General features: G+C 62.6%; 25 protein-coding genes. 3 read left to right on the top strand and 22 right to left on the bottom strand.

Going from position 1 to position 25581, the window contains the following annotated elements:
- Positions 1–7 precede the first annotated feature (7 nt).
- The 3 genes from KUV81_RS01390 to rfaH all read right to left on the bottom strand — a co-directional run bounded on the left by KUV81_RS01390 (position 8) and on the right by rfaH (position 4521).
- Entirely contained in the window at positions 8–976 is a 969-nt protein-coding gene (locus KUV81_RS01390; protein WP_222542052.1) for a Wzz/FepE/Etk N-terminal domain-containing protein, read from the bottom strand.
- 58 nt (positions 977–1034) lie between these two features.
- Entirely contained in the window at positions 1035–3770 is a 2736-nt protein-coding gene (locus KUV81_RS01385) for an SLBB domain-containing protein (protein WP_222542051.1), read from the bottom strand.
- A gap of 259 nt (positions 3771–4029) precedes the next feature.
- Positions 4030–4521, bottom strand: coding sequence for a transcription/translation regulatory transformer protein RfaH (gene rfaH / locus KUV81_RS01380; RefSeq protein ID WP_222542050.1), 492 nt, complete (start codon positions 4519–4521; stop codon positions 4030–4032).
- A gap of 423 nt (positions 4522–4944) precedes the next feature.
- Between rfaH and KUV81_RS01375 the strand changes: the two genes are divergently transcribed.
- A complete protein-coding gene (locus tag KUV81_RS01375; protein WP_222542049.1) occupies positions 4945–6414 on the top strand; it encodes a peptide MFS transporter in 1470 nt (489 codons plus the stop codon).
- Between the two features lie 68 nt (positions 6415–6482).
- On the opposite strand, the gene KUV81_RS01370 is transcribed toward KUV81_RS01375, so the two are convergent.
- Both KUV81_RS01370 and KUV81_RS01365 read right to left on the bottom strand, forming a co-directional pair.
- Positions 6483–7604, bottom strand: coding sequence for a response regulator (locus tag KUV81_RS01370; RefSeq protein ID WP_222542048.1), 1122 nt, complete (start codon positions 7602–7604; stop codon positions 6483–6485).
- 40 nt (positions 7605–7644) lie between these two features.
- A complete protein-coding gene (locus KUV81_RS01365) occupies positions 7645–8403 on the bottom strand; it encodes a VacJ family lipoprotein (protein ID WP_315900031.1) in 759 nt (252 codons plus the stop codon).
- A gap of 350 nt (positions 8404–8753) precedes the next feature.
- On the opposite strand from KUV81_RS01365, the gene KUV81_RS01360 reads away from it, so the two are divergent.
- Entirely contained in the window at positions 8754–9818 is a 1065-nt protein-coding gene (locus KUV81_RS01360) for a hypothetical protein (protein ID WP_222542046.1), read from the top strand.
- Positions 9811–10107: an EscU/YscU/HrcU family type III secretion system export apparatus switch protein gene (locus KUV81_RS01355; RefSeq protein WP_222542045.1), complete on the top strand. Its 297-nt coding sequence runs from the start codon at positions 9811–9813 to the stop codon at positions 10105–10107. Before KUV81_RS01360 ends, KUV81_RS01355 begins: the two co-directional genes overlap by 8 nt.
- Positions 10108–10127: 20 nt before the next feature.
- On the opposite strand, the gene KUV81_RS01350 is transcribed toward KUV81_RS01355, so the two are convergent.
- The 17 genes from KUV81_RS01350 to fliP form a co-directional block, all read right to left on the bottom strand.
- Positions 10128–10541 (bottom strand): DUF2802 domain-containing protein, encoded by a 414-nt coding sequence (locus KUV81_RS01350; RefSeq protein WP_315900030.1) that lies wholly within the window; start codon positions 10539–10541, stop codon positions 10128–10130.
- Positions 10538–11032 (bottom strand): chemotaxis protein CheW, encoded by a 495-nt coding sequence (locus KUV81_RS01345; protein WP_222542044.1) that lies wholly within the window; start codon positions 11030–11032, stop codon positions 10538–10540. Before KUV81_RS01345 ends, KUV81_RS01350 begins: the two co-directional genes overlap by 4 nt.
- 3 nt (positions 11033–11035) lie before the next feature.
- Positions 11036–11794 carry a chemotaxis protein CheW gene (locus KUV81_RS01340; protein WP_222542043.1) on the bottom strand — a complete coding sequence of 253 codons (759 nt, stop codon included), beginning with the start codon at positions 11792–11794 and terminating at the stop codon, positions 11036–11038.
- A complete protein-coding gene (locus KUV81_RS01335) occupies positions 11763–12569 on the bottom strand; it encodes a ParA family protein (protein ID WP_222542042.1) in 807 nt (268 codons plus the stop codon). Before KUV81_RS01335 ends, KUV81_RS01340 begins: the two co-directional genes overlap by 32 nt.
- A gap of 8 nt (positions 12570–12577) precedes the next feature.
- The gene (locus KUV81_RS01330; RefSeq protein WP_222542041.1) at positions 12578–12919 is read right to left on the bottom strand and encodes a hypothetical protein; all 342 of its coding nucleotides are present in this window, start codon (positions 12917–12919) and stop codon (positions 12578–12580) included.
- Positions 12912–14024, bottom strand: a complete 1113-nt coding sequence (locus KUV81_RS01325) for a chemotaxis response regulator protein-glutamate methylesterase (protein ID WP_222542040.1) — start codon at positions 14022–14024, stop codon at positions 12912–12914. The genes KUV81_RS01330 and KUV81_RS01325 overlap by 8 nt, the downstream gene beginning before the upstream one ends.
- Before the next feature lie 33 nt (positions 14025–14057).
- Positions 14058–16235, bottom strand: coding sequence for a chemotaxis protein CheA (locus tag KUV81_RS01320; RefSeq protein WP_222542039.1), 2178 nt, complete (start codon positions 16233–16235; stop codon positions 14058–14060).
- A gap of 10 nt (positions 16236–16245) precedes the next feature.
- The gene (locus KUV81_RS01315) at positions 16246–16974 is read right to left on the bottom strand and encodes a protein phosphatase CheZ (RefSeq protein ID WP_409995553.1); all 729 of its coding nucleotides are present in this window, start codon (positions 16972–16974) and stop codon (positions 16246–16248) included.
- 14 nt (positions 16975–16988) lie between these two features.
- Positions 16989–17372, bottom strand: coding sequence for a chemotaxis response regulator CheY (gene cheY, locus KUV81_RS01310; RefSeq protein ID WP_222542037.1), 384 nt, complete (start codon positions 17370–17372; stop codon positions 16989–16991).
- Positions 17373–17409: 37 nt separating this feature from the next.
- Positions 17410–18123: an RNA polymerase sigma factor FliA gene (locus KUV81_RS01305; protein ID WP_222542036.1), complete on the bottom strand. Its 714-nt coding sequence runs from the start codon at positions 18121–18123 to the stop codon at positions 17410–17412.
- Positions 18116–19006: a MinD/ParA family protein gene (locus KUV81_RS01300; RefSeq protein WP_315900029.1), complete on the bottom strand. Its 891-nt coding sequence runs from the start codon at positions 19004–19006 to the stop codon at positions 18116–18118. Before KUV81_RS01300 ends, KUV81_RS01305 begins: the two co-directional genes overlap by 8 nt.
- On the bottom strand, positions 18999–20438 hold the full coding sequence (gene flhF, locus KUV81_RS01295; protein WP_222542034.1) for a flagellar biosynthesis protein FlhF: 1440 nt from the start codon (positions 20436–20438) through the stop codon (positions 18999–19001). Before flhF ends, KUV81_RS01300 begins: the two co-directional genes overlap by 8 nt.
- A gap of 22 nt (positions 20439–20460) precedes the next feature.
- The gene (gene flhA, locus KUV81_RS01290) at positions 20461–22560 is read right to left on the bottom strand and encodes a flagellar biosynthesis protein FlhA (protein WP_222542033.1); all 2100 of its coding nucleotides are present in this window, start codon (positions 22558–22560) and stop codon (positions 20461–20463) included.
- Positions 22561–22641: 81 nt separating this feature from the next.
- Positions 22642–23787, bottom strand: a complete 1146-nt coding sequence (gene flhB, locus KUV81_RS01285) for a flagellar biosynthesis protein FlhB (RefSeq protein ID WP_222542032.1) — start codon at positions 23785–23787, stop codon at positions 22642–22644.
- Entirely contained in the window at positions 23787–24572 is a 786-nt protein-coding gene (gene fliR / locus KUV81_RS01280) for a flagellar biosynthetic protein FliR (protein ID WP_222542031.1), read from the bottom strand. Before fliR ends, flhB begins: the two co-directional genes overlap by 1 nt.
- Entirely contained in the window at positions 24572–24841 is a 270-nt protein-coding gene (gene fliQ / locus KUV81_RS01275) for a flagellar biosynthesis protein FliQ (protein ID WP_222542030.1), read from the bottom strand. The genes fliR and fliQ overlap by 1 nt, the downstream gene beginning before the upstream one ends.
- The gene (gene fliP / locus KUV81_RS01270; protein ID WP_222542029.1) at positions 24838–25581 is read right to left on the bottom strand and encodes a flagellar type III secretion system pore protein FliP; all 744 of its coding nucleotides are present in this window, start codon (positions 25579–25581) and stop codon (positions 24838–24840) included. Before fliP ends, fliQ begins: the two co-directional genes overlap by 4 nt.

Genomic DNA, 25581 nt, shown 5'->3' with positions numbered 1-25581 from the left:
GTTTAGTTCACCGAGCCGAGCTTTCTTTCTTATAAAAGTATCTTATTAGTACAATAATCGTACCGAACAGTGCTCCTAATACCGTGCCAAGAACACATATTAATGCTCTTGCAGGTCTCGCTCTCAATTCTGGTATTACGGCTGGGTCAACTGTTTTAAAAACATATTCATCGCGGACTTCTGCAAACATTATCGTTTTAGTTTGTTCTTCAATCAGCTGATACAATACAGTTTGCATCTCAGCAACTCGAGTTTGTGCTAGTTGGCGTTCTAGGTAAGCAATACTGCGTTGCGCCTCACGTAAGTCTCGTGTTTTCATTTCGTCATTAATGGCTATTGTCAACCATTCAACCCACTGCTGAGCCACAATGGGCGAGTAATGCTCAATTGATACTTTGACTAAGCTGGTTTGCTTATCTTGGCTTACATTTAAAATTTGACGAAATTCTTCAAACGCCTCGAGCGGACTTGGTTTGGCTTGTCTAGGTGGCACAGGCTCTCTCGTCCACTGATTGCTGTCAGAATTATACTTGTCAGAGTCCAAAACAAGTTTGTTGGCTTCGCTGTCCCAACTTTTGACAGCCATTAAAGGTACCAGTAGATCATGTTTATCGATAAATTGGGCGATGAATTCTCGTGACTTCATTACCTCGATAGCCAAAGTGGTTTTATCAATACCGCTTCCCCCCAAGTTAATTCCAGCTAGAGACGCCAAACCACCAAACTGGCCAGCCAGCCCTGCCAGACCACTGGATTGCTCTGAACTTGCCGGTGCCAGGAGGACTTCGGATTTGTAGATATTGGGAAGGTACAACGCTATCGCTACGGCGACGATAGCAAAAACACCGGTAACGGCTGAAATCACCCACTTACCCGCCCAGATGGCAGAGAAGAGTTCGCGCAGATCAATTTCGTCATCCGCCAGGCGAGAGTCAAAGCTGGCGTCGCGCTGATAGTTTGTCGGAAGTTCAGACATAGTTATTCTCACTTTGGCTCCCCGTACCAAGAAGGACATGGGGAGCCGATTCGCTTCCTTAGATGATGTTCAGAGCCGAAATGGCGACTGCGGTGTTGTAGATGATGCCGGTCACCTGTGTCCACAAAGTCAGGTTGTCTTTGTAGTTGGTGTCCAGCGGCATAATGATGGTATCGCCAGGCTGCAGGGTTTGCTTGCCACCAAACCAGAAGCTGGACCGTGGGATCATTACCGAGCCATCGGCGCGAATTACATAGAGGCGGTCTTCATCCGCCCGCTGGCTGGCGCCGCCGGACAGTTTCAGGTAATCCTTGACGCTGAGACGCTCATCAAAGCGGTGAGAGGTGGCGTGCTGAACTTCCCCCATCACAGCAATGGTCTGACGCATCGGCGGGATGTAGATAAGGTCGCCCCGCTCGGCAATCAGGTTATGGCGGGGGTCTTCGGAAAGGATCTTCTCAAAATCCACCACCATGCGACCAGTCGCTTCTATCTGCTCCAATTGCGCCAGCATGGCGTTGGTATCCGCCACGGACGCAAAGCTGCCCTGCTCGGAAAGCGTTCGGTTCGCCAACTCTTTGCGCAGGCCGGTCACAACTCGCTGGATCTCCAGCTGCTCCTGCTTTCGTACCGCTTCACGGGTAAAGACACCACCGTAGGGATAGGCGTACTCGGTGTACCCACCGGCACGCTTGATCACATCCGACAGGGTCTCGCCACGCTGGATGGTGTACACCCCCGGGAAACGCACTTCGCCTCGCAGCTCCACCGTCGGGGCATCCTGCCAATCCGGCTTCGCCAATACGTTCAAACGGTCACGGCTTTGCAGGGCAAGGTCATAATCCGGGCTACCCCCAATCACCTGGCTCAGCTGAATGGGCAAATGTTGAATGCGGGCACCGGACAGATCATTAATATCGGTACGGGAGAGTTCCGCCTGCATCATGTAGGCGCTCTCTTTAAGGCCACCGGCCAGGGACACCAGGTTAGAGATGTGGCCCCCCTCCACCAGGGGGTAGATCCCCGGATAAGACACTTCACCGGCCACAGCCACCACCTTCACGTTCTGGTCGAAACGGGCCTGGTTGTTCAGCTGGGCCAGAATCGGGAACAGCAACTCTTTACGGGTCAGCTCCGGCGACAACCCAATCAGGGAGTCGTGCTGAAAAAGAGAAAGAAGGATCCGGGACTTAAGACGTGCATTCTGCAGAGCCTGATCATCACTGCGTACCTCCTCGCTAACGGCCACACCGGCGATGGATGAGCGGTTCGTTTGCTGCTCCTGAAGCGCCAGAGCGCTTAAGCCTGTCTCCAGCTCCTTTTCGCTTACTTGAGACATGGCCAGCAAAGATTCATCCTTCGCCAGGGCTTGGAACACCTTGCCGAGCTCCCGGCGATCGAGCGCTTCATCTCGGTCAGCGAACACCACGATGCGATCGCGAGGCATCAACAACAGATCTTCACGGGAACCCGGCATTCGGATAGCCTGTTCCGGGCTGAAGCCATGCACTTCGATGTCGCCACGCAGGTTGGTCTCTCGCACCACCAGCGCATAGGTAACGTCGGTGTTCCAGGTCAAATCAGCGGAGAGGGAGCGCAGTACATTGGAGACCCGCATGCCATCTTGCCACTGGTAGTGGCCCGGACGAGCCACCTGCCCGACCAGGGTTACGGCACCATCCAGTTCATTGGTGGTGGAGCGCACAACCAGGCGATCACCATTTTTGGCTGCCATCCGTTGGCCGACACTGGCGGTGAGATCCACATTGACGATGGTACGCTGATGACGTTTGCTGTAACGCTCGACAATGGAAGCCGCCGGGTAAGCCCCAGGCAGGGCCCCACCGGCCATCGCCAGAACTTCTGACATCGACTCGCCGCCGGTCAACTCGTAGATGGCCGGCCGACGTACATCGCCCTCTACCGCGACGGTGGACTTAAGGGATGGCACAAACACCACATCACCGGATTGCAGACGAACATCCCCCGAGGCATCACCACGCAGCAGCAAGTCGTAGACATCAAAACGGCCCACCAGCTCACCATTGCGTTTTACCTGGATGTCCCGCAAAGAACCAATTTCTTTCAAACCACCGGCCATAGAGAGGGCGTGGGTTACGGTAGACAAGGCACTGACGGTGTAGCTACCGGGACGGTAGGCGTCACCGGCCACAAAGATGCGGATAGAACGCAGCTCACCCATGGTGACATTGGCCTGGACACCAATGATCTGCTCCTGCACCTGCTTGGCCAGCATCGCCTTGGCTTCACCAAAAGTCAGGCCCGCCACCTGGATGGGGCCGAGTTCTGGAAATGCGATGGCACCGTTACGGTTTACGGTCAGGGTATGGGTGGCCGCATCCTTACCGAACAGCTGCACACGAAGCTCATCCCCCGGGCCCAACACGTAGTTGGCTGGCACTGGGACATCGGTCACTGGCGCATAGGTGGAGGGCTCACCGGCAAACAGGTCGTAGCCGAAGGGCTTCAGTCGGGCTTGCGTGGCCTCGTCTTCCGCCTTCATCTCTTCCTGCGGCTCTTCAACCGCGACTTGACGGGGGGTGACCACCGGCGCATCCGGCTGCTGGAAAGCCGGTCCGGATTGGGTCGCTCCCTGTAGCATGGCGGGGTCAATCCCGTATTGGCGAGCCAGTCGCTGCTGTTCGGCAGGCGGCAATTGCTTGAACTGCTCGATCATCTGCGGAGAGATCGTCACAGCCTGTGAGGGCACAGCCAGGAGCATGGGCAGGGCAGCGGCCAAGGGCCAGAGCCAGCGTTTGAGTTGTTGTTTCATTGCTGTCCAGGTGAGTAGTTGTGCAACGCAAACGACGCAGCCGCTTGCGGATGTAAGCGGTCACTATCATCTAAGTGCGTCAATTTATTGACTTTTTTAAATATCAAAGACAAAGAAAAAGCACGCTCCCGCCCTTGGGTTCGGCTCCCAAAGCGCAAGGGGTGTCTTATCGCCAAGCCCCGTCACTGCAAAAATTAAGTCGCGGGACTCGGCTTACTGCCGCTGTGCGTTCAACACGCCAGGCAAACTTCAAGCGGCCTTAGAGCCGCTTGAAAGAGAGGTTATCGACGCTCATCCGCTGCACCTGGCCCATCAGTTCCAGCAGCAGCAAACTGCGCTTTTCACCGTCGGGCTCGGCAAACACCGCTTCCAGATCAGCAAAGGGGCCGTCAGTGATGGCCACGCGCTCGCCGGGTTGGGGTTGCTGCTCGAGTTGGGGACGCGACTGGGCCAAACGTTGCCTCAGAGCGACCACCAAAGAGGTGTCAACGGGGAGCATCTGTCCATCGGTTCGGACTAAGGAGGACACCCCGGGTGTGGCCAGCACTGACCGCACGGAGGTGAGGTGAGGGTCAAATCTCACGAACAGGTAGTTGGGAAAGAGGGGGACAAGCTCCGTAGTGCGCTTGCCGCGCTTGATGCACGCGACCTCCGCTTCAGGGAGGAAACAGCCTATGTTCTGCCGCTCGAAATGGGCTCGGGCGGTCGCTTCCTTTCTTCCTCTGCAGTACAACAAGTACCAACCCAGCATTCAAACCTCTACCTGATGATTTGTCCTCTTTTTAGCCAGTGTTCCTTACCGACCGCAGCATGATACCAAGCTGGTTCGATCAGGCAAGGTACAGGTTGGAACCAAGTCCGAAAAAATGCCCTTAATTCACCATAAAGAATGCCTATCGCGCAGGATTGCGACGACCTTGTGAGAGATGGCTTACACAGGATGCAGAGCGGGACGATTTACGTGTTCACATCTGGTAAATGCTCTGTAAAATTGACAGCAGCATCCACAACGGGATAGAAGTTGTGGGTTCAACTTTCCCTGCCGTGCCATAAAGCCGGATGCGGTGGCAATGCAGTTGGCCTGGACTACGACAGTCCCAACTGCCTTGCTCACGCACCGCCGACCATCCGGAGCGTCAGGGACCATAATAATGACGCAAGGTAAACAAGATTCATGAGCGCAAGCAAACCGGATGCCGGTACCTTCCTGGGACACCCTAAGGGGTTGTTCCTTCTGTTCACCACCGAGCTGTGGGAACGTTTCAGCTACTACGCCATGCGCGCCATCCTGGTGCTCTATCTGGTAGACAAAGTCAGCTCCGAAGGGGGCCACGGTCTGGGCTGGACCCAAGCCGACGCCCTCTCTCTTTACGGCACCTTCACCGGCCTGGTCTACCTGACACCGCTCATCGGCGGTTGGCTGGCGGACACCGTACTGGGTCAGCGTAAAGCCATCCTCATCGGTGGCGCCATGATGGCCATCGGCCAGTTCCTGCTGGGCACCCCCCACGCCTGGATCCCTGGCATGGAAACCACCGTCTTCTACCTCGGCCTGGGTGTACTCATCCTGGGTAACGGTTTGTTTAAGCCCAACATCTCCACCATGGTGGGCGACCTTTACCAGGAGGGTGACCATCGTCGCGACGGTGCCTTCACCATCTTCTACATGGGCATCAACGTCGGCGCCTTCCTCTCCGGCATCGTGGTCGGCTCTGTAGTCGCGGCCTACGACGGCAACTGGCAGGCCGGCTTTATGTGCGCCGGTATCGGTATGGTGCTGTCCCTCATCATCCAGGCCATCTGGGCTCAGAAACTGCTGGGTGACATTGGTACCGTGCCTGCTGCCAAGCTGGACATGGCCAAGAAAGAGAGTGCCAAGAAAGCACCCCTGACCCAGGAAGAGCGCGATCGCATCAAGGTGATCATGGTGATGGGCCTGTTCACCATCATCTTCTGGGCCGGCTTCGAGCAGGCCGGCGGCCTGATGAACCTCTTTACCGACGAGTTCACCGACCGTAGCCTGGGCGGCTGGGAGATCCCCACCACCTGGTTCCAATCCCTGAACGCCATGTTCATCGTCATCTTCGCCCCGGTGATCGCCTCCATCTGGGTGCGCATGGGCGACCGTGAGCCCAACTCTCCGGTGAAGTTTGCCCTGGGTCTGGTGCTGCTGGCCGTCGGCTTCCTGTTCATGATCGGCGCCGTAGTCGAAATGGGCGGCGACCCGACCGCTAAGTCCTCCATGTGGTGGCTGGTGGGTGCCTACTTCTTCCACACCATGGGTGAGCTCTGCCTCTCCCCCATCGGTCTGTCCATGGTGACCAAGCTGGCGCCCCTGCGCATCGCCTCCCTGATGATGGGTGCCTGGTTCCTGTTTATCGCGGCCGCCAACAAGATTGGCGGGATCGTGGGCTCCTTTATCGGCCACGGTGGCGCCAAAGAGGAACAGCTGGCCAACGCCCTGTCCATCTTCGCTGGCATCGCCATCACCGCCACCGTCTCCGGCGTGATCCTCTACTTTATGGCGGACAAGCTGGTGGATTGGATGCACGGTGCCGAAGGCCCGCACCACAAAGACGAGCTGGAAGCCCTGGAAGAGGAAGTGGCGGTGACCGCCGAGCACGAAGCGATGCGTCGCTCCTAATCCATAGAGACAGCAAAAGCCCGGCCAATTGGCCGGGCTTTTTTATTGCTGCGAGAACCGTACCCAGTTTAAGCCGAGCTTTTCAGCTGCACACAGCCGCCGCTTTGGGTCTGCTGCTGCACCCCGGCAAACTCCTCCGCCAGCAGCGCTTCGCGGGCGATCGCCGCCCCCTCCAGCAGCACCAGGGCCTGTCCCGGAGCCAGATCCCGATAGTGACAATTGGGCTGACCCCAGCTGACCTGCCCCACTGGTGGGCTTTCCGGCAGCGCCAGGGGGGAGAGGACGTCACCGGCCCGAAGGTAGACCTTCACCTTAGCCCCGGCCCGTCCGATGGCCACCCGGCGGGTGCGACGGTCAAACACCAGGTAGGCGATGTCCAGCTGGCACCCCAGGCCGGATTTGACCAGCTGTTCGTTCAGGTAGCCGAGCATGGCGTAGGGTTCGAGGATCGCTTCGCTGCCGCCCTGGCGGTAGCGCTTAAGCTTCTGGTTGAAGAAGCTGCGGATGATGACGCTAACGAAGGCGCCGACATTGCCACTGGGGGTCACGCGGGCCAGGTAGGCGCAGTAGTAGTGCTCGCCGCACTCAAAGCCGTCACAGAGGCGATCGCTGACCGGCTCCGATTTATAGAGGTTGTAGCCGAAGTCGTAGCCCTTGCGCCGCTGCCGGTACTCGGGAAACAGCTGGGCCTGGATCAGCTGGGCGGTCTGGGTGTCCTGCTTAAGGGCATCGAAGTTGTCCGCCATCTCGATGGCCTGACCGGGGTCCTCCCAGCCGGGAATGGACTCGGTGGGGCTGAAGCTCTCCACCTCGCCGGTTTCCTTCAGGCAATCCTCTATGGCCTGGCGCAGCACCGTCAGGTCGCTTAGGGGTTTCATCAGGTAATCCCAGGCCCCCAGGCGCAGCGCGTCCACCACGTCGGACATCGCCTTGTTGCCGGTGATGACGATGCTGGGCACATCCGGGGCCATGCGGGAGATCACCTTGAGCAGGTCCAAGCCCCCCATTCGGGGCATGCATAAATCCACCAGCACCAGATCCGGTTGCTGCTCGTGGAACTGCTCCACCCCCTCCTGCCCGTCGTTTGCGGTATGGACCTCCAGTCCCAGCTGAGCGCAGTAATCGCTCACCAGCTGACGAAAGACCGGGTCATCCTCGACCACGAGCACCTTAAGTCCATCTAACTCCATTCGTTCGCCGCCTCAATACGTCACTTCGTTATCGTCGTTATCAGTCGATTTCGTCGAGAAAATCGTCGAGCAGGTCGTCCTCCTCCTCCTGCTCCGGCAGATTGCCGTCGTACAGCTGAAACTCGATGTACTGGAAGTAGGCCTCCTTGGTAAAGACGTAAGGGTCCAGGGAGTTATCCAGCAGTGCTTCCTGTTCAATCAGCTTGCTGCGCACCGACAGGCCATCCAGGGCCCACAGGCCCGCGCGCTGCCAGAAATTAAACAGGCTGTGGGGAAAGTATAGTTTATCAACGAATTCCCCTACCTCTTCACGGACGGAACTGGGCCCGAGCACCGGCAGCATCAAATAGGCGCCGTTGGGCACGCCCCAGTAACCCAGCACCTCACCGAACTCATCCTGCTTGCGGGGCAGGCCCATATGGCCCGCCACATCGAAGATCCCCACCACCCCGAAGGTGGAGTTGATCAAAAAGCGGGCGGTGGCATTGGCAGCCCAATCCGGCTTGGCCTGCAGCAGGTTGTTGACCGCGCTGTAGGGTTCGTCGAGGTTGCGGACAAAGTTCTCCACCCCGTCGCGGGCCGGACGGGGCACATAGTCGGCGTAGACGTGGACCACGGGACGGAAAAAGTAGCGGTCGAGGAACTTGTAGTTGAAGTCCCACATCAGGCGGTTGAAGGGTTCGATGGGATCCCTGGGGTCCTTGTAGCTGACCTCCATGTCCAGATCCTCGGCCCAGGCCCCGGCGCTGATCATCAGGGCGAGCCCCAACAGGCCGGCGCGTGTCACTCTTCCTTTCACCCCAACTCCCTCAAAGTCTCGGCGCATCCTGCCGATATGATCCTATGACCCAAGATGGGCAGGTCATGGAAAGAAATATCAAGCTTATCATTTGCATGACATTGTATAAGCACATACGCAACACAGTGTAGACGGTTCTAATGATCCAGATTAACGGTTCAGCCCCAGTTCAACTTGCCCCCCAGGCTGCCAACAGCCTGGTCACACTGGTGCAGGCCAGGGTGTTGGGCCAGTCCACGGCACTGATTATCGAGACCTCTAAAGGGCTGCAACGCTTTCAACCGCTGGCCAATCTCCCACAAAGTCCAGTCGCGATCGCCTACAAAGGCCTCCAGGCATCACTGCATGGATTGCTTGCCCAGGGCCGTCCCATTCCCCTGAGTAGCCAGGCCAGCACCACCCAGCAGGCCCTGTCGAGCCAGACGGCGACGCTGCTGCCGGTGCGCCAGTTGCCGGGCCAAGGGCCGGTGGTGATGACCCCCGCCGGTGCCCTGCCCCTGACGCTGCCCAGCCCCCTACCCGCCGGGGGCGAATGGTGGCTGCGGATGCTGGACCCGCGCACCTTCCAACTGGTGCGTCCCGGCCCCGCCCAGGCGCTGACCCCGCAATCCGATGCCACCGCCCCGGCCTCAAACACGCCCCCACCGACTGCGGCCCTGCCCAGTCGCCCCTTCGAAGGAGGAGGGACCAACGCCTGGCAAGCCCTGGTACGGGCCATGACCCAGGGCCAGGGGGCTAGTCAGCTCTCCCAACTGCCCCTGCCCAGCCTGGCGCAACTGGCCAATCCGGCCCTGCTGGCGAGTCTGGTCAGCCAAATCGGACAGTTCCCCTTCGGGGGACGCCTGGCCCCGCCCCTGGGGCCCTTGGCGACCACCTGGCAGCGCCTGCTGGGGGTGAGGAGTCGTGATAAAGGGGCATCGGCTGCGCAGGAGGAGGAGCTCTTGGCGGGTTTGGGGGGCGCTGAGCGCCGGGCTTTGCTGGAGCGATTCACCCCGATGATCGGCGAGCTGGCCCAGTTTCAGCAGCAGAGCCAGGGCGACTCGGACCATCCCCTGCTCTACCTGGCCCTTCCCTACGGGCAGGAGCGGGAGCAGCGAGAGCTGCAACTGTCGCTGCAGTCCTACCAGGCCCGAGCCGAGGAGCGCGAGCCCAGCTGGCTTTTGACCCTGCGCTTCGAGCTCAGCAGCGGTGAGCTATTGATTAAGGCGCGTTACCGCGCACCGGATCTGCACCTGGATGCCCTGGCCAGCACCAAGGCGTTAAGCCAAAGCTTCAGCGCCCAATTCGACGCCTTGCAGGCCCGGCTGGAAGCGGCGGGGCTTAAAGTTAACCCGGTGCAGTGCCGGGTGGGCGAGGTGCCGCAGCGGCTGGGCGCCGCGCAGACCCGACTGACCTACGGACAACATCATGACTGAACGCAAAGCGGTGGCGCTGCAATACGATGGCAAAGACGCGCCGACGGTGACCGCCAGCGGCGAGGGGAAGGTGGCGATGGAGATCCGCCGTTTGGCGGAGGAGGCCGGCGTGCTGGTGCACCAGGACCCCCAGCTGGCCGAGCTGCTGGCCAAGCTGGAATTGGGTCAGCGGATCCCGCCCCAGCTCTACCTGGTGATCGCGGAGCTGATTGCCTACGCCTACCTTATCGAAGGACGCTTTCCGGAGCAGTGGGACAACATCCACCAGCGGATCCGGGACAAAGCCTGAGCGGAGGTTGAAAGGCGGGGTTACTCGCCCCGTTGATGGAGGGTCACCAGCAACTGGGCCTCGGCCCGGGGCAGCTCACACTCGCGCATGATCTCCTCCACGTCCGCCCCCAGCTCCACCATCTTCATGGCCCGGGTGTAGAGGCGCGCTTCCGGATCTTGCTGCACCACCTCATCCTGGCGCGCTTGCAGAAGCTGAATCGCCTCCTCCAGCTCCTTCACTCGCTTGCCCACCCCCAAAGCACCGGAGCGCACTTCCGCCAGCTCCCGCTTGAGGGCGTCGTTTTGCTTCTGGGCGGCCTTGAGCACCACCTTGTGAGCGTCGTCCTTGCGCTCCAGGTCCGCCAGGCGTCGACGGGCCCAGGCCAGGCCCGCCAGATTGAGCAGCGCCAACCCCACCAGGGCGGCGATGCCGGCCAGTTGGAAAGTGCTCACAGCGTCGCCAGCTCCTGCCACTCGTTGTCGCTGAGCAGCTTCTCCAGGTCGACCAGGATCAGCAGCTTGTCATCCCGGTGGCAGACCCCCTGGATGAACTTGGCGCTCTCCTCGTTGCCCACGTTGGGGGCGGAGTCGATCTCCGAGCTGTTGAGGTACACCACCTCCGCCACGCTGTCCACCAGGATCCCCACCACCTGGTCTTCCGCCTCGATGATGACGATGCGGGTGTGGTCGGTGATGGGCGCGTCCGCCAGGCCGAAGCGAGCCCGGGTGTCGATCACGGTCACCACGTTGCCGCGCAGATTGATGATCCCCAGTACGTAGCTTGGGGCACCGGGCACCGGGGCGATGTCGGAGTAGCGCAGCACCTCGCGCACCTGCATCACGTTGATGCCATAGGTTTCCTGCTCCAGGTGGAAGGTCACCCACTGCAGCACTTCGTCGTTGCGCTCGACAGACTCGGCGGTGTTGGCTTGTTGAATGCTCATCCGTCAGGACTCCTTTATGCTTATGTCCTTTCCCGCTTCCAGCAGGCTAATGGTTTGGGGCACATCCAGGACCACACACATCCGCTCTCGCACGATGCCGGCGAGGTAGCGGCGTGAGTCCGTTCCGGGTTGTTGCCATTGTACTTGAGCCTTATCCAAAGGCTCCGCGTTCACCAAAGATTCGCAGGCCAGGGCCCAGGGGCTGTTGCCCAATTGCACCAGGTAGCGATAGGGCCGCTCTTGCGCCGCTTTCTGGGGCATCAGCCAGCGGCCGCTGTCCACCACTTGAAGCTTGCGCTCCCGCTCCGCCTGGATCCCCAGCATCCAGGGCGCCGAGCCCGGGATTTGGCTTAGCTCACCGAGGCGCTTGATCCCCCCCAGCAGCTGCAGCGGCACCGCCAGGGTCAGGCCGGCCACCTTGAAATAGAGGCACTGGAAGCGCGACTCCAAAGCCGCTTTCCAGTCGGCTTCGGCTACCTCGCCCGGAGTGACTATGGTTTCGTCGCTCTTTAGCGCAACCGTCGCTTCGAACCTGGCCGGGGCCGGCTCGGCTGGAGCCGGCTCAGGCTCGAGCTGTAGGCTTGGCTCCACCGCCACCGGGTCGGGCTCGCTTACCGGCGTCGCCTGGGCCAACAGGGCACTGAGCCGGGCCCGCTGCAACGGGTCCGGCTGCGGCGCCGCATCGAGGGCCGGTTTTGCCTCCGGCTCGCTCAGCAGCACATCGAAATAATCAGTGACCGCTTGCTGCGCGACCCGCGACATCGGCCCCCTCCCGGCTCATCAATTCATCCAGTAAGTCATTGTATGCCTTCACGCCACGGCAATCACCCGCGTATTGCGGCGCCGGCAGATGGGCGAGACTGGCGTCACGAAACCGGGTGTCCACCGGGATCACCGAGTGCCACAAACGGGCCGGATGGCTGCGCACCAGCTCCGACAACGCCAGCAATGACGCCTTGGTGCGGCGGTCGAACATGGTGGGAACGATGACGTAGGGCGGCACCGGCCGGCCTCCCTGCCCCAGCCGCTCCAGGGTCTGGATCATCCGATCCAGACCCTTAAGTGCCAAAAACTCGGTCTGCACCGGGACGATGATCTGGCTGCAGGCGGCCAGAGCGTTGACCATCAGCACCCCCAACACCGGCGGGCAATCAATGAGCACCGCATCGTAGCGGTCCGCCACCCGGGCCAGTATCGATTTGAGAATGAGCCCCATGCCGGCCTGGCCGCCCAGGCTGCGATCCAGGGTGGCCAGCGCCGTCGCCGCGGGCAGCAGGTCCAGCCCCTCGACGTTGGTGGGGACGATCACCGAGGCCACCTGCTCGGTGCTCAGGTTGGCGTGGTGGTAGAAAAGGTCAAACAGCGAGCCGGGCAGCTCCTCCGGGTCCAGCCCCAGGTAGTATCCCAGGGAGGCGTGGGGGTCGGTGTCCACCATCAGCACCCGCTGGCCGCGTTGGACCAGCAGGCCGGCCAGGGTCGCCACCGAGGTGGTTTTGCCGACGCCGCCTTTTTGATTGACGATGGTCCAGACCCGCATCCGGCCCCCTACTGGCTGGTGATGCGCACGCCGCCATGGGGCTGCGCCATCACCTTGATGCCGTTGTCTTGGGTCTCCAGCAGCTGGGCTTCGCCGGTCTGCTGGGCCTTGAGGCGCACGGCGTCCCGTCGCTGGTACTCCGCCAGGCGGCTGTTGAGCTCGCGATTGCGCGCCATCAAGGCCACCATCTTCTCGTGCTCCGCCGTCGCCTGGGCGTGCACCTCCGCCATCTGCTGGTGCAGCTCCTTGGCGTAGAAGTGCTTGTCCAGGGCCCACACCACGCTGACCAGGGCGCACAGGGTGCTGGCCCAGGTCAGGCCCATGTAGATCTTCAAGGTCCAGTTAGCCACGGTGGGTTTCACGCAGGATCGCCTCCGCCATCTGGTCGAGGGGAATGGAGTGGCTGGCGATCCCCTCGGCGGCCACCGCCTGGGGCATGCCGTAGACCACGCAGCTGGCGGCATCCTGGGCCCAGATGTTGGCGCCGTGCTTTTTCAGCAATCGGCAGCCTTCGCGCCCGTCGGCCCCCATACCGGTGAGGATCACCCCGAGAATGTCGCCGCCGTACGCTCGGCCGGCGCTGCCGAAGGTGATGTCCACCGAGGGCTTGTAGTTGATCTGGTCATCGCCGTCGCGGATCACCAAACGGGTGTTCATGCCACTGCCCTCCACCAGCATCTGCTTGCCGCCGGGCGCCAGGTAGGCGGTGCCGGGACGCAGCCGGTCGCCCTGGGCCGCCTCCTTGACCTCAATCTGACACAGGCTGTTGAGGCGCTGGGCAAAGGCCGGGGTGAAGGCGGCGGGCATGTGCTGCACCAGCAAAATGGGGTGGGGGTATTCTTTAGGCAACTGGGTGAGGATGGTCTGCAGGGCCACCGGACCACCGGTGGAGGTGCCAATGAGCAGTGCCCGGTAGCGTTTGCCGCTGGCCCGTCCCGGCAGCTTGGGTTCGCCCACCGCCTTGGCGGGGGCCGGACGGGACGCCGGGGCGCTGGGGGTGCTGACCCGGCTCTGTGTCGGACGGCTGACCCGAGACGGGGGCGGCGGCACAGGAGTGCGCTTGCCGGCGATCGCCTTGACCCGTTGCTGCAGCAGGCGGATCGCCTCCTGGCGATCGTTGGCGATCTCCTCAAATCGCTTGGGCAGGAAGTCCGCCGCGCCGGCGTCCAGCGCCTCGAGGGTGGCGCGTGCGCCATCGTAGGTCAGTGAGGAGAACATCAGCACCGGCAACGGGCGCTCGCGCATCAGGTGACGCACGGCGGTGATGCCGTCCATTACCGGCATCTCGATGTCCATGGTGACCACGTCCGGTCGCAATCGGCGCACCTTGTCCAGGGCGTCCTGGCCGTTGGCCGCGGTGTCGATCACCTCCAGTTCCGGATCGGCCCCGAGGATCTCGGCCACCCGACGGCGAAAAAAGCTGGAGTCGTCGACCACCAATACCCGAATGGTCATGTCGTTCCTTAAATCCGTTGCTCGCCCGTCGCCTCAGCGGCGGCGGGCGTAGTGTTTCAATAACCCGGGCACGTCCAGGATGAGGGCGATGCCCCCGTTGGAGGTGATGGTGGCCCCGGCCACGCCAGGGGTGCCGTGAAGCATGCTGCCCAGCGGCTTGATCACCACCTCCTCCTGGCCAATGAGGGCGTCCACCACGAAGGCCACCACGGTGTTGCCGATGTGGACGATCACCACGTGACCCTGGCCATCGCGCTCGTCGCGCCCCTGCCCTTTTACCAACCATTTATCGAGATAAAACAGCGGGATCGCCTTCTCTCGAATGGTGATGGAGAGTTGACCGTCCACCACGTTGGTTTGGCTCAGGTCCATGTGAAAAATTTCGTTCACACAGGCCAAAGGCAGGGCGAAGGTCTGGCTGGCCACCTTCACCATCAGGGTGGGCATGATCGCCAGAGTCAGGGGCACCTTGATCTGGATGACAGTGCCTTCCCCGGGGGTGGAGTCGATGCTGACGGAGCCGTTGAGTTGGGCGATGCGGGTTTTGACCACGTCCATCCCCACCCCGCGACCGGAGATGTCGGAGATCTCGGTCTTGGTGGAGAAGCCGGGGGCAAAGATGAGGTTGTAGGCGTCGCTGTCGGACATCCGGGCGGCGGCGTCGGCGTCGATCACCCCGCGGTCGATGGCGATCTGCTTAAGCTTGTCGGCGTTCATGCCGCCACCGTCGTCGCGGATCTCCAGCTGGATGTGGTCGCCCTCCTGGGCGGCACTCAGCAGGATGGTGCCGGAGCGGGGCTTGCCGGCCGCTTCCCGGACCTCGGGCATCTCGATGCCGTGATCCACGGAGTTGCGCACCAGGTGCACCAGGGGATCCGCCAGGGCCTCCACCAGGTTCTTGTCGAGGTCGGTCTCCTCCCCCACCAGCTGAAGCTGGATCTCCTTATTAAGGCTGCGAGCCAGATCCCGCACCACCCGGGGGAAGCGGCCAAACACCTTTTTGATGGGCTGCATGCGGGTCTTCATCACCCCGCCCTGCAGATCCGCGGTGACGATGTCCAAACTGGCCAGGGCCTTGGACATCTCCTCGTCTTCGCGGTCGATGCCCAGGGTCATCAGGCGGTTTCGCACCAGCACCAGCTCGCCCACCATGTTCATGATGTCGTCGAGACGGCGGGTGTCCACCCGCACCGTGGTGTCCCCCTGGGGCTGCACCTGGGCCTTTTTGGCGGCAGGCTTGGCCGGGGCCGGCTCGCTGGGTGCCGGAGCCGGCTGCGCGGCGGGTGTCGCCGCCGGTGTGGCAGCGGCCGGGGCCGGCGCATCCGCCGGCAGGCCCGGGGCACCGCCCTTGCCGTGCAGCTGATCCAGCAGCTGCTCAAATTCGTCGTCGTTGATGAGATCCGTCGGGCTGACGTTGCCCTCGGCCACCGGCGCACCGGCCGGCTCGCTCACGCTGGCGCCAAACTGGCCCTGGCCGTGGAGCTGATCCAGCAACGCCTCGAACTCGTCGTCGGTGATCTCGTCGGCGGTGGGCGTGGCCGGCTGCGCGGCCACGTCGCCACTGAAGGCGCCCTTTCCGTGCAGCTGATCCAGCAGGGATTCGAACTCGTCGTCGCTGATCTCGTCGCCGGCGGCCTGCTCGGCTTGAGTCGCCGGGGCCAGCTCAGCCAGGTAGGCCTGGTATTCGGTTTCGCTCAGGGCGTCGATGCCCCCCTCGCGGGCCGCTTCGGGTTCGGTCACCGGCAACTCCGGCACCAGCTCCGACAGCGGAACGGGATCCGCCGCGGCGATGGCCGGCGCGGGCGCAGGGGCCGCCACCGGCTCGCCACTGCACAGCTGCTCGAGCTGGCTCAGCAGGGCCGGATCCGCCGGGGTGATCGTCTCACCGGCCTGCAGCTCGGCGAACATGGCGTTGACCGTGTCCAGGGCGTTGAGCACCACGTCCATCAGGCCGGCGCTGACGCTCAGCTGATCGTTGCGCAGCAGGTCGAAGGCGTTCTCCGCGCCGTGGCAGACGTCCACCATGGGGTTGAGAGCCAGGAAGCCCGCCCCACCCTTGACGGTGTGGAAGCCACGGAAAATGGCGTTGAGCAGCTCCCGGTCGGTGGGGTTTTGCTCCAGGTCCACCAACTGGGCCTGCAGCTGCTCGAGGATCTCCGCCGCTTCAATGAGGAAATCCTGCAGAATGTCGTCGTCGAGATCGAAACCCATCGGCTAACTCCTAGAAACCGAGACTGGACAAGAGGTCATCCACCTCATCCTGACCGCTGACCACGTCGTCCCGGGCGGCCGCGTTCATGGCGGGGCCCTCGGCGGCGATGCGATCCCGCTCCTTGCTCTCGTAGGGGCGCTCGCCAAACATGGTGAGCATCTCCACCAGGCTCAGCTCCACCTCCTGGACCAGTTCGATCACCTTGCGGATCACCTGGCCGGTGAGGTCCTGGTAGTCCTGGGCCATCAGGATCTGGTTAAGTAGATCCCGCAGGCGCTCGACGTCGTTGCCGGTGTTGCCAAGCAAACCGTCCACGTCGTGGCAGAGACTTTTGAACTGATCCAGGGCCAGCTCGCGGCGCATCAGCTGCTGCCAGCGGGGCTGCACCTGGCCAAGCTTGTCCTGCAGGGCGTCGGCCAGCGGCAGGCTCTCCTCCACCGCATCCATGGTGCGGTTGGCGGCCTGCTCGGTCATACCGATGACGTAGTTGAGGCGCTCCTTGGCGTCGGGGATCTCCTGGTTGGCCAGCTCGCTGATGCGATCGTCCACCTGGAAGTCGCGCAGGGCGTCGTGCAGTTGGCGGGTCAGCTTGCCGACTTCGTCGAACAGTTGCTGATTGAGGGGGGTGCTGACCTGCTGGATCAGCATGTTGGCCTGCGCGGTTTCGCCCTGCTCCAGCAGCAGGACCAGTTCCCGGGCTTCTTCGACCGAGATAAGCGCTTTCTCTTCGCTCATTATCACGTCCTTGTGATTCAGTTCAGTCGTTCGAAGACTTTGTCCAGCTTCTCTTTGAGGGTCGCCGCTGTGAAGGGCTTGACGATGTAGCCGTTGACGCCGGCCTGGGCCGCGGTGACGATCTGCTCGCGCTTGGCTTCGGCGGTCACCATCAGCACCGGCAGGTGCTTGAGGTTCTCGTCGGCCCGGATGGCGCGCAACAGGTCGATGCCCTGCATTCCGGGCATGTTCCAGTCGGTGACCACGAAATCGAAGTCGCCGTTTTGCAGCATTGGCAGGGCGGTGGAGCCGTCGTCCGCTTCCTGGGTGTTATTGAACCCCAGATCCCTCAGCAGGTTCTTGATGATTCGGCGCATCGTCGAGAAGTCGTCGACGATGAGGATCTTCATGTTCTTGTCCAAGTGTTCCTCCGGCAAAGTACGGGCAAATCGGCAAGGCTCACTCTCGCCAGGCGCGCAATTTGGATTTGAGACGGACCATGGCTTGGCTGTGGATCTGGCTGACGCGGGATTCACTGACGCCCAGCACCTGTCCAATCTCTTTCAAGTTGAGTTCTTCGTCGTAGTAAAGCGACAAAACCAAGGCTTCCCTTTCCGGCAAGGTCTTGATCGCGTCGACCAGGGCAGACTGAAACCGCGTATCTGCCAAGTCATTGAAATTGCAGGACTGATCATCACCCGGGCCGATGGCGTCTTCGGAGACGCCCAGGTCCTCCAGGCCGACCAGTTTTCCGGCGCTGACATCGTGCAGGATATGATGATACTCATCGATAGAGAGTTCAAGATAATCAGCCACTTCCGTGTTGGTTGGGTCCCGCCCCAGGGCCCGTTCCAGGCTCTCGATGGCGTCGGTCACCCGGCGGCTGTTGCGGTGCACGGAACGGGGGGTCCAGTCCCCCCGGCGGATCTCATCCAGCATGGCGCCGCGGATGCGGATCCCGGCGAAGGTTTCGAAGCTGGCGCCCTTGGTGCCATCGAAGTTGCGGGCCGCTTCCAGCAGGCCGATCATGCCGGACTGCAGCAGGTCGTCCAGCTGCACACTGGCGGGCAGCCTGGCCAGCAGATGGTGGGCGATCCGCTTGACCAGGGGGGTGTGACGCTCCACTACCGCCGCCCGGTTGTCGAACTGGGTGTAGGCCGCCGCCTTATTCACCAACCGCTTCTCCGTACATGTTGCGGCGCACCAGGCGCTCGACGAAGAACTCCAGGTGACCGCTGGGGTTTTGCGGCGTCGGCCAGCTCATGATCTTGTTGGCCAGCCCCTGGTAGGCGATGGAGGCCGGGGTGCGGGGGAAGGCTTCCACCACCACCCGCTGCTGGCGCACCGCCTTACGGACGTTCTCGTCGTAGGGCACCGTGGCCACCAGCTCCAGGGCCACGTCCAGGAAGCGGTCGGTCACCTTGGAAAGCTTGGCGTACAGCTCCATCCCCTCCCGCAGGCTCCGCACCATGTTGGCGACGATGCGGAAGCGGAACACCCCATGCTCTCGGGAGAGCAGCTTAATCAGCGCGTAGGCGTCGGTGATGGAGGTGGGCTCATCACAGACCACCACCAGCACCTCCTGGGAGGCGCGGGCAAAGCTCAGCACCATGTCGGAGATCCCAGCGGCGGTGTCGACGATCAGCACGTCGAACTGCTCCTCCAGCGCGGAGAAGGACTGGATCAGCGCCGCGTGTTGGGAGGGGGTCAGCTCCACCATATCCTGGGTACCGGAAGCGGCGGGCACGATGCAGATGCCGTTGGGCCCCTCCACCAGCACCTCCTCCAGGGTGCACTCCCCGGCCAGCACGTGGGAGAGGTTTCGCTGCACCCGCAGGCCCAGCAGCACGTCCACGTTGGCCAACCCCAGATCGGCGTCCAGCACCAGCACCTTCTGCCCCTGGGCAGCCAGCGCGGTGGCGGTGTTGATGGAGACGTTGGTCTTGCCTACGCCCCCCTTGCCGCCAGTGACCGCGATCACCTTCACCATGTTCTCTTTCTTTTGTGCCATTTTTCTCAGCCCACTCGCTTGATCCTGGAGAAACCACTTACTCATACAGACCTGCCACGTTCTTCTGCTGTTCTGAGGTCGGGCCGACCTGCAAACCGCTGTCATCCGCCAGGGCCCGCTCCGCCAGGTAGCGCGGATCGGCGGTGCGGAGATCTTCCGGCACTCGCTGCCCATCGGTCAGATAACACACAGGTAACTGGTTTTGGATCAGCACGCTCAGTGCTTCTCCGAGGTTGTGAGCTTCATCCAGCTTGGTAAAAATGCAGCCCGCCAGATCGATCTGACGGAAGCGTTCTACGGTTTCTTTCAGTACCCGGTACTGGGCCGTGGCCGAGAGCACCAGGTAGGGTTTGATCGGCAACCGGGTGGAGCGGGTCAGCTGATCCAGCTGCTCCACCAGGCGCATGTCCCGCTGGCCCATGCCAGCGGTGTCGATGAGGATCAGCCGCCGGCTGCGCAGCTGGTAGATCACCTCTTCCAGCTCTTCCACGCTGGCGGCGCTGCGCACCGGGCAACCCATGATCTTGCCGAAGGTGGTCAGCTGCTCCTGGGCGCCGATCCGGTAGTTGTCCGTGGTCACCAGGGCCACCTGGTTGATGCCGTAGCGGGCCACGAAACGGGCCGCCAGTTTGGCCACCGTGGTGGTTTTGCCCACGCCGGTGGGGCCCACCAGGGCGATGACGCCCCCCTCGTTCAGCATGCTTTCATTGCCGCAGCTGAGGGCCTGGGCCACCAGCTCCGGCAGGTAATCGATGGCGTCGTGAATTTCGCTGTGCTCCGGCACCATGCGGGCAAAATGCTCCGCCACCTCCTTGTGGAAGCCCAGGTCCCGCAGCTGCTCGGTGAGCATGGCGCGCACCGGCTCACTGCGGGCCAGGTCCTGCTGCATCAGGTTGGAGACCTGGTGCTGCAGCAGCTGACGGATGGAGGCCATCTCCGCCTTCATGGCGCTGAGCTCTTCGCTGGCCTTGCCCGGGGCCGGACGGCGGCTGGGCTGGGGCTGGGCTTGAGGCTGGGCCTTGGGGGCCTCGGGGCGGCTGGAGGTCTTGGGGGCATCGAAGGCCCGCTGGGCCCACTTGGGCAGGGCCTGCTCCTGCTTGGAGAGCATCGCCCGGGCCTCTTTTTGCTGGCGCCGCTCCTGCTGACGTTCCAGCAGGGCCCGCAGGTTGTCGGTGTCCGCCGGGGCCTGGGGCTGGGCCGGTGTTGCCGTTGCCGGGGGGCGACGACTCAGGCTGACCTTGTCCTCGTTCAATGCCCGGCCGGCCAGGGCGGCCAGGGGATCGGCCTCGCCGGAAGCCAGCGTCGGTTTTTCGGCGCCGGCAGTGCCGGAACGGTTATCGAAGTCCACCGCCGCCACAATCTCGACGCCTCCGGTGACCCGCTTGTTGGACATGATCACCGCGTCCGGGCCCAGCGTCTCCTTGACCTCGGCCAGGGCTGCACGCATGTCCTTGGCAAAAAACCGTTTAATCTTCAACGTCTCATCCTTTCACTGCCGGCTACTGGCCGACGGATTGAACAATCTTAATCTGCTTGTCGTCCGGGATCTCCTGGTACGACAGTACCCTAAGCGCCGGGATGGTGTGCTTCACAAAGCGCGACAGCGTGGTGCGCAGCAGGCCCGAGGTGAGCAGCACCGCCGGCTCGCCCACCATCTCCTGCTTCTGCGCCGCCTCGCTGAGGGTGCGCTGCAGGCGCTCGGCCAAACCGGGCTCCAGGCCGCTGTTCTCGCCGTTGCTGGCCTGCAACGACTGATGCAATATCTGTTCCAGCTCCGGGGAGAGGGTGACCACCGGGATCTCCCGCTCGGCCCCGTTGATCTCCTGGACGATCAGCCGCTTCATCGCAATGCGGCAGGCGGCGGTGAGCACGTCCGGGTCCTGGCTCTTGGGCCCGTACTCCACCAGGGTCTGGATCAGGGTACGGGTGTCGCGAATGGGCACCCCTTCGTTGAGCAGGTTCTGCATCACCTTGACCACCACTCCCAGGCTCAGGGTGTCGGGCACCAGCCCCTCCACCAGCTTGGGCGTCTGCTTGGCCAGCAGGTCCAGCAGCTGCTGCACCTCCTCGTAACCCAGCAGCTGGGCGGCGTTGTTGCTGAGCAGCTGGGAGAGGTGGGTGGCCACCACGGTGGAGGCGTCCACCACGGTGTAGCCCAGGGTCTGGGCGTAGTCCCTCTGGTCCGGGTTGACCCACACCGCCTCCAGGCCGAAGGCGGGATCCGTGGTGGGCTGCCCCTCCAGCTGACCAAACACCTGGCCCGGGTTGATGGCCAGCTCGCCGTCGTGGCGGATCTCCGCCTCCCCCACCACCACGCCCATCAGGCTGATGCGGTAGCTGTTGGGAGCCAGGTCCAGGTTGTCCCGGATGTGCACCGCCGGGATAAGGAAACCAAATTCCTGTGACAATTTCTTGCGCACGCCTTTGATTCGGCTCAGCAGTTCGCCGTTTTGCGCCTTGTCCACCAGGGGGATCAGCCGGTAGCCCACCTCCAGGCCGATGATGTCGACGTGGTTGACGTCGTCCCACCCCAGCTCCTTGGGCTCGCTCTCCAGCCGCTCGGTGTTGCTGCGGGCCTCCTCCGCCTCGGCCTCCGCCTGGGCCTTCTCCTTCTTGCGCTTGAGGTACCAAGTGGTGCCCGCCAGGGTCAGACCCAGGGAGAGGAAGGCCATATGGGGCATGCCGGGCACCAGGCCCATGATGATCAGCACCGCGGAACAGATCACCAGCACCCGGGGGTTGTCAAACATCTGACGCACCACCTCGTCCCCCATCTGCTGGGATTCATTCTGACGAGTGATAATGATGGCGGCGCCGATGGAGAGCAGCAGGCCGGGGATCTGGGCCACCAGGCCGTCCCCGATGGTCAGCAGGGTGTAGATCTCCACCGCGTCGCCGAAAGAGAGGCCGTGCTGGGCGATGCCGATGATGAAGCCGCCGATGATGTTGATCAGCAGGATCAGGATCCCGGCGATGGCGTCCCCTTTGACGAACTTGGACGCCCCGTCCATGGAGCCGTAGAAATCCGCTTCCTTGGCCACTTCCGCCCGGCGGTCCCGGGCCTGCTCCTGGTTGAGGATCCCGGCGTTGAGGTCGGCATCGATGGCCATCTGCTTGCCGGGCATGGCGTCCAGGGTGAAGCGGGCGCTCACCTCGGAGATCCGCCCCGCCCCCTTGGTGACCACCACGAAGTTGATGATCACCAGAATGAGGAACACCACCAGGCCGACGGCGTAGTTGCCGCCGATCACCACCGAGCCAAAGGCCTCGATCACCTTGCCCGCGGCGTCCGGGCCGTTGTGGCCCTCCAGCAGCACCACCCGGGTGGAGGCCACGTTCAGGGCCAGGCGCAGCAGGGTGGCCACCAGCAGGACCGTGGGGAAGGCGGCAAAATCCAACGGCCGCAGGGTGTAGATGGCCACCAGGAGGACCACCAGGGCCAGGGCGATGTTGAAGGTGAACAGCATGTCCAGCATCAGCGCCGGCATCGGCAGGATCACCATGGCCAGCGCCGCCAGCACCAGCAGCGGCGTGCCGATCCCCTGCAGGTGCAGTGTCCGGTTCTGGTAGAGGGAGTGGAGGGTTGCTTTCAGGTCCATGCTGCGACTGATGATTGACGTCCTGAGGGTGTCTGCAATTAGCGCGCCATCTGTTCCAGCAGAGGGCAAGGGTTTGCGCCGTTACTCCCGCTGGTCCGCGCGCAACTCCTCGGGGATGGGCAGCTCGGACGGCAGAGGGATGGGGCGACGTCCCCGCCCGGTCTGGAACTGCTTGAGCTGGTAGACGTAGGCCAGGATCTGCGCCACCGCGGTAAACAGCCCCTCCGGGATGGGTTTGTCCAGCTTGGTGGAGTAGTACACCGCCCGAGCCAGTGCCGGTGAGGATACCACGGGTACCTCATGCTCGCGCGCAATTTCTCTGATTTTCAACGCGATTTCATCGGTGCCCTTAGCCACCAGCAAGGGCGCATTGGACTGGGTCTTGTCGTAGCGCAGGGCCACCGAGTAGTGGGTGGGGTTGACCACCACCACGTCGGCCTTGGGCACCTCTGCCATCATCCGCCGCTGGGCCATCTCCCGCTGCAACTGACGGATCTTGCCCTTCACCTCCGGTTTGCCCTCGGTCTCCTTGTACTCGTCCTTGACCTCCTGCTTGGTCATCTTCAGCTGCTTGTTGTGGTTCCACAGCTGGTAGGGGGCGTCGATCACCACGATGAGCAGCAGCGAGGAGCAGAGCAGGACAAAGAGTTTGAGCAGCAGCACCAGGGCATCGCGCACCGCCCCCTCGGGGTTGCCCCGGGACAGCTGCAGGATCTCGTCGAAGTTAAGGCTCAACAGGAACCAGGCCACCAGGGCGATGACCGAGAACTTGGCGATGGACTTGACCAGCTCCACCAGGGCCTGAACCCCGAACATCCGCTTAAAACCGTTCAGGGGGCTCAGCTTGGAGGCCTTGGGGGCGGCGGCCTGCCAGCTGAAGCTCATCCCCCCCAGGCCGATGTTGCCGAGAAAGGCGGCAATAAAGAGCACCAGCACGAAACCCAGCACCGGGAACATCAGCTCGGTCAACACCCGACCGAACAGCAGGCTGATCTGCCCAAGATCAAAGGCCTCAGCCCGGGAGAGCTCAAACTGATTGCGCGCCACCTGCAGCATCGCTTCGCCGATCTGTGCCCCCAGCATCAGCATGCAGGCGGCCGCCGCCACCAGCACGGAGGCGGTGCCCAGCTCCTTGGATCGGGGGACCTGGCCCTTGTCCCGGGCCTGCTGGCGCCTTCGGGGGGTCGCCTCTTCTGTGCGTTCCTGGCTGCTGTCGTTCTCCGCCATCAGGGCGCCTCGCAGTCCAGTTTGAGCAGGTCACAGATCAGCACCTGGCCTTCGCCCCAGACGCTGTAGAAATGGGGCAGGATCCCCCCCAGGGTCAGCCAGAGGATCAGCAGCCCCGACAGCATGGTGATGGGGAAGCCGATGGCGAAGATGTTGAGCTGGGGCGCCGCCCGGGTCATCACCCCGAAGGAGAAGTTGATCAGCAGCAGCGCGGTGGCGGCGGAGAGGGCCAGGGTCAGGGCGCTGGCGAACATCAGGCCGCCGAATTTGACGATGGCGTCCAGTCCCGCCGGGGTCAGTCCCTCGCCGATGGGCAGGGTTTCGAAGCTGGCCACCAGCATGCGGATCATCAGCAGATGACCGTCCACGCCGAAGAACAACAGGGTGCTGAGCAGTAGGAAAAACTGCCCCACCAGGGGCACCTGCTGGCCGTTGCTGGGATCCACCATGGAGGCGAAGCCCAGGGAGGTCTGCATGCCGATGATCTGGCCGGCCAGGACGAAGGTGTTGAGCACCAGTACAGAGACGAAACCGATGGCGATGCCAATGAGCACCTGCTGGGCGGAGATGAGCAGCCCTTCGGCGCTCAGCAGATCCACCGCCGGGGGCGGCGGCAGTATGGGGGCCACCGCGGCGGTGATCATCACCGACAGCAGCAGGCGCACTCGGGCGGGCACCGAGCTGCCCCCCACGGTGACCATCACCATCAGCATGGCGCCGATGCGAAACAGCGGCCAGAGCACGCTGCGCAGCCAGTCGAAGATGACGGGCAGCGGGTACTCCATCAGCCCACCATCTGGGGAATGAGATCCACCATGTCGTACATCAGCTCCATCAGGGTCTGCACCAGCCAGTGGCCCAGGGTCATCATGGTCACCAGGGTGACCAGCAGGCGGGGCAGGAAGGAGAGGGTCTGCTCGTTGATGGAGGTGGCGGCCTGGAACACCGCCACCACCAGGCCCACCAGCAGGCCCGGCAGGATGATGGCGCTCACCAGGATCACGATCACCTGGAGAGCATGGCGGAAGATGTCGACAAAGGCCTCCGGGGTCATGGGCCCCCCAGGCCAAAGCTGGTGGCCAGGGTGCCCATCACCAGGTTCCAGCCGTCCACCAGCACGAACAGCATGATCTTAAAGGGCAGTGAGACGATCATCGGCGACAGCATCATCATCCCCATGGCCATCAGCACCGAGGCCACCACCAGATCGATCACCAGGAAGGGCACGAACAGCATAAAGCCGATCTGGAAGGCGGTTTTGAGTTCCGAGGTGACAAAGGCGGGGATCAGCACCGTCATGGGTACCTCCTCCACCGAGGCGATGTCGGTGCGGCCGCTGATCTCCACAAAGGTGTTGATGTCGGTGATGCGGGTCTGGGAAAGCATGAAGTCCTTGACCGGGGCCTTGGCTCGCTCCAGCGCCTCCATGGCGCCGATCTGCTCCCCCATGTAGGGCACCAGGGCGTCCTCGTAGACCCGATCCAGCACCGGGGTCATGATGAACAGCGACAGGAACAGGGCGATCCCCAGCAATACCTGGTTGGAGGGGGTCTGCTGCAGACCCAGGGCCTGACGCAGGATCGCCAGCACCACGATGATGCGGGTGAAACTGGTCATCAGGATCACCATGGCCGGCAGGAAGGTCAGCGCCGTCATCAGCGCCAGGATCTGCAGGCTGACGCTGTACTCCTGGGTGCCGTCCGGGCCGGTGGTCAGGGTGATCGCCGGGATCCCCGGGTCGGCACAGGCCAGGCCGGGCAGCAACGCCAGCAGCACAATCAACAGGGGTCGCAC

The sequence above is a fragment of the Ferrimonas balearica genome, assembly GCF_019802085.1.
Classification (GTDB): Bacteria; Pseudomonadota; Gammaproteobacteria; order Enterobacterales; family Shewanellaceae; genus Ferrimonas; species Ferrimonas balearica_B.
Note: the sequence above shows the minus strand (reverse complement) of the source record. Positions and strands in the feature narration are given on the sequence as shown.

What these genes read in the sequence shown, in the direction of transcription:
- KUV81_RS01345 (WP_222542044.1), bottom strand. Translation starts at nt 11,032, where the DNA reads ATGAGCATTCAACAAGCCAACACCGCCGAGTCTGTCGAGCGCAACGAC.
- fliR (WP_222542031.1), bottom strand. Translation starts at nt 24,572, where the DNA reads ATGGAGTACCCGCTGCCCGTCATCTTCGACTGGCTGCGCAGCGTGCTC.
- fliQ (WP_222542030.1), bottom strand. Translation starts at nt 24,841, where the DNA reads ATGACCCCGGAGGCCTTTGTCGACATCTTCCGCCATGCTCTCCAGGTG.
- KUV81_RS01325 (WP_222542040.1), bottom strand. Translation starts at nt 14,024, where the DNA reads ATGACCATTCGGGTATTGGTGGTCGACGACTCCAGCTTTTTTCGCCGT.
- rfaH (WP_222542050.1), bottom strand. Translation starts at nt 4,521, where the DNA reads ATGCTGGGTTGGTACTTGTTGTACTGCAGAGGAAGAAAGGAAGCGACC.
- KUV81_RS01335 (WP_222542042.1), bottom strand. Translation starts at nt 12,569, where the DNA reads ATGCGGGTCTGGACCATCGTCAATCAAAAAGGCGGCGTCGGCAAAACC.
- KUV81_RS01390 (WP_222542052.1), bottom strand. Translation starts at nt 976, where the DNA reads ATGTCTGAACTTCCGACAAACTATCAGCGCGACGCCAGCTTTGACTCT.
- KUV81_RS01355 (WP_222542045.1), top strand. Translation starts at nt 9,811, where the DNA reads ATGACTGAACGCAAAGCGGTGGCGCTGCAATACGATGGCAAAGACGCG.
- flhA (WP_222542033.1), bottom strand. Translation starts at nt 22,560, where the DNA reads ATGGACCTGAAAGCAACCCTCCACTCCCTCTACCAGAACCGGACACTG.
- KUV81_RS01375 (WP_222542049.1), top strand. Translation starts at nt 4,945, where the DNA reads ATGAGCGCAAGCAAACCGGATGCCGGTACCTTCCTGGGACACCCTAAG.
- KUV81_RS01300 (WP_315900029.1), bottom strand. Translation starts at nt 19,006, where the DNA reads ATGAGTAAGTGGTTTCTCCAGGATCAAGCGAGTGGGCTGAGAAAAATG.
- KUV81_RS01370 (WP_222542048.1), bottom strand. Translation starts at nt 7,604, where the DNA reads ATGGAGTTAGATGGACTTAAGGTGCTCGTGGTCGAGGATGACCCGGTC.
- KUV81_RS01340 (WP_222542043.1), bottom strand. Translation starts at nt 11,794, where the DNA reads ATGTCGCGGGTCGCGCAGCAAGCGGTCACTGATTATTTCGATGTGCTG.
- KUV81_RS01320 (WP_222542039.1), bottom strand. Translation starts at nt 16,235, where the DNA reads ATGGGTTTCGATCTCGACGACGACATTCTGCAGGATTTCCTCATTGAA.
- KUV81_RS01385 (WP_222542051.1), bottom strand. Translation starts at nt 3,770, where the DNA reads ATGAAACAACAACTCAAACGCTGGCTCTGGCCCTTGGCCGCTGCCCTG.
- flhB (WP_222542032.1), bottom strand. Translation starts at nt 23,787, where the DNA reads ATGGCGGAGAACGACAGCAGCCAGGAACGCACAGAAGAGGCGACCCCC.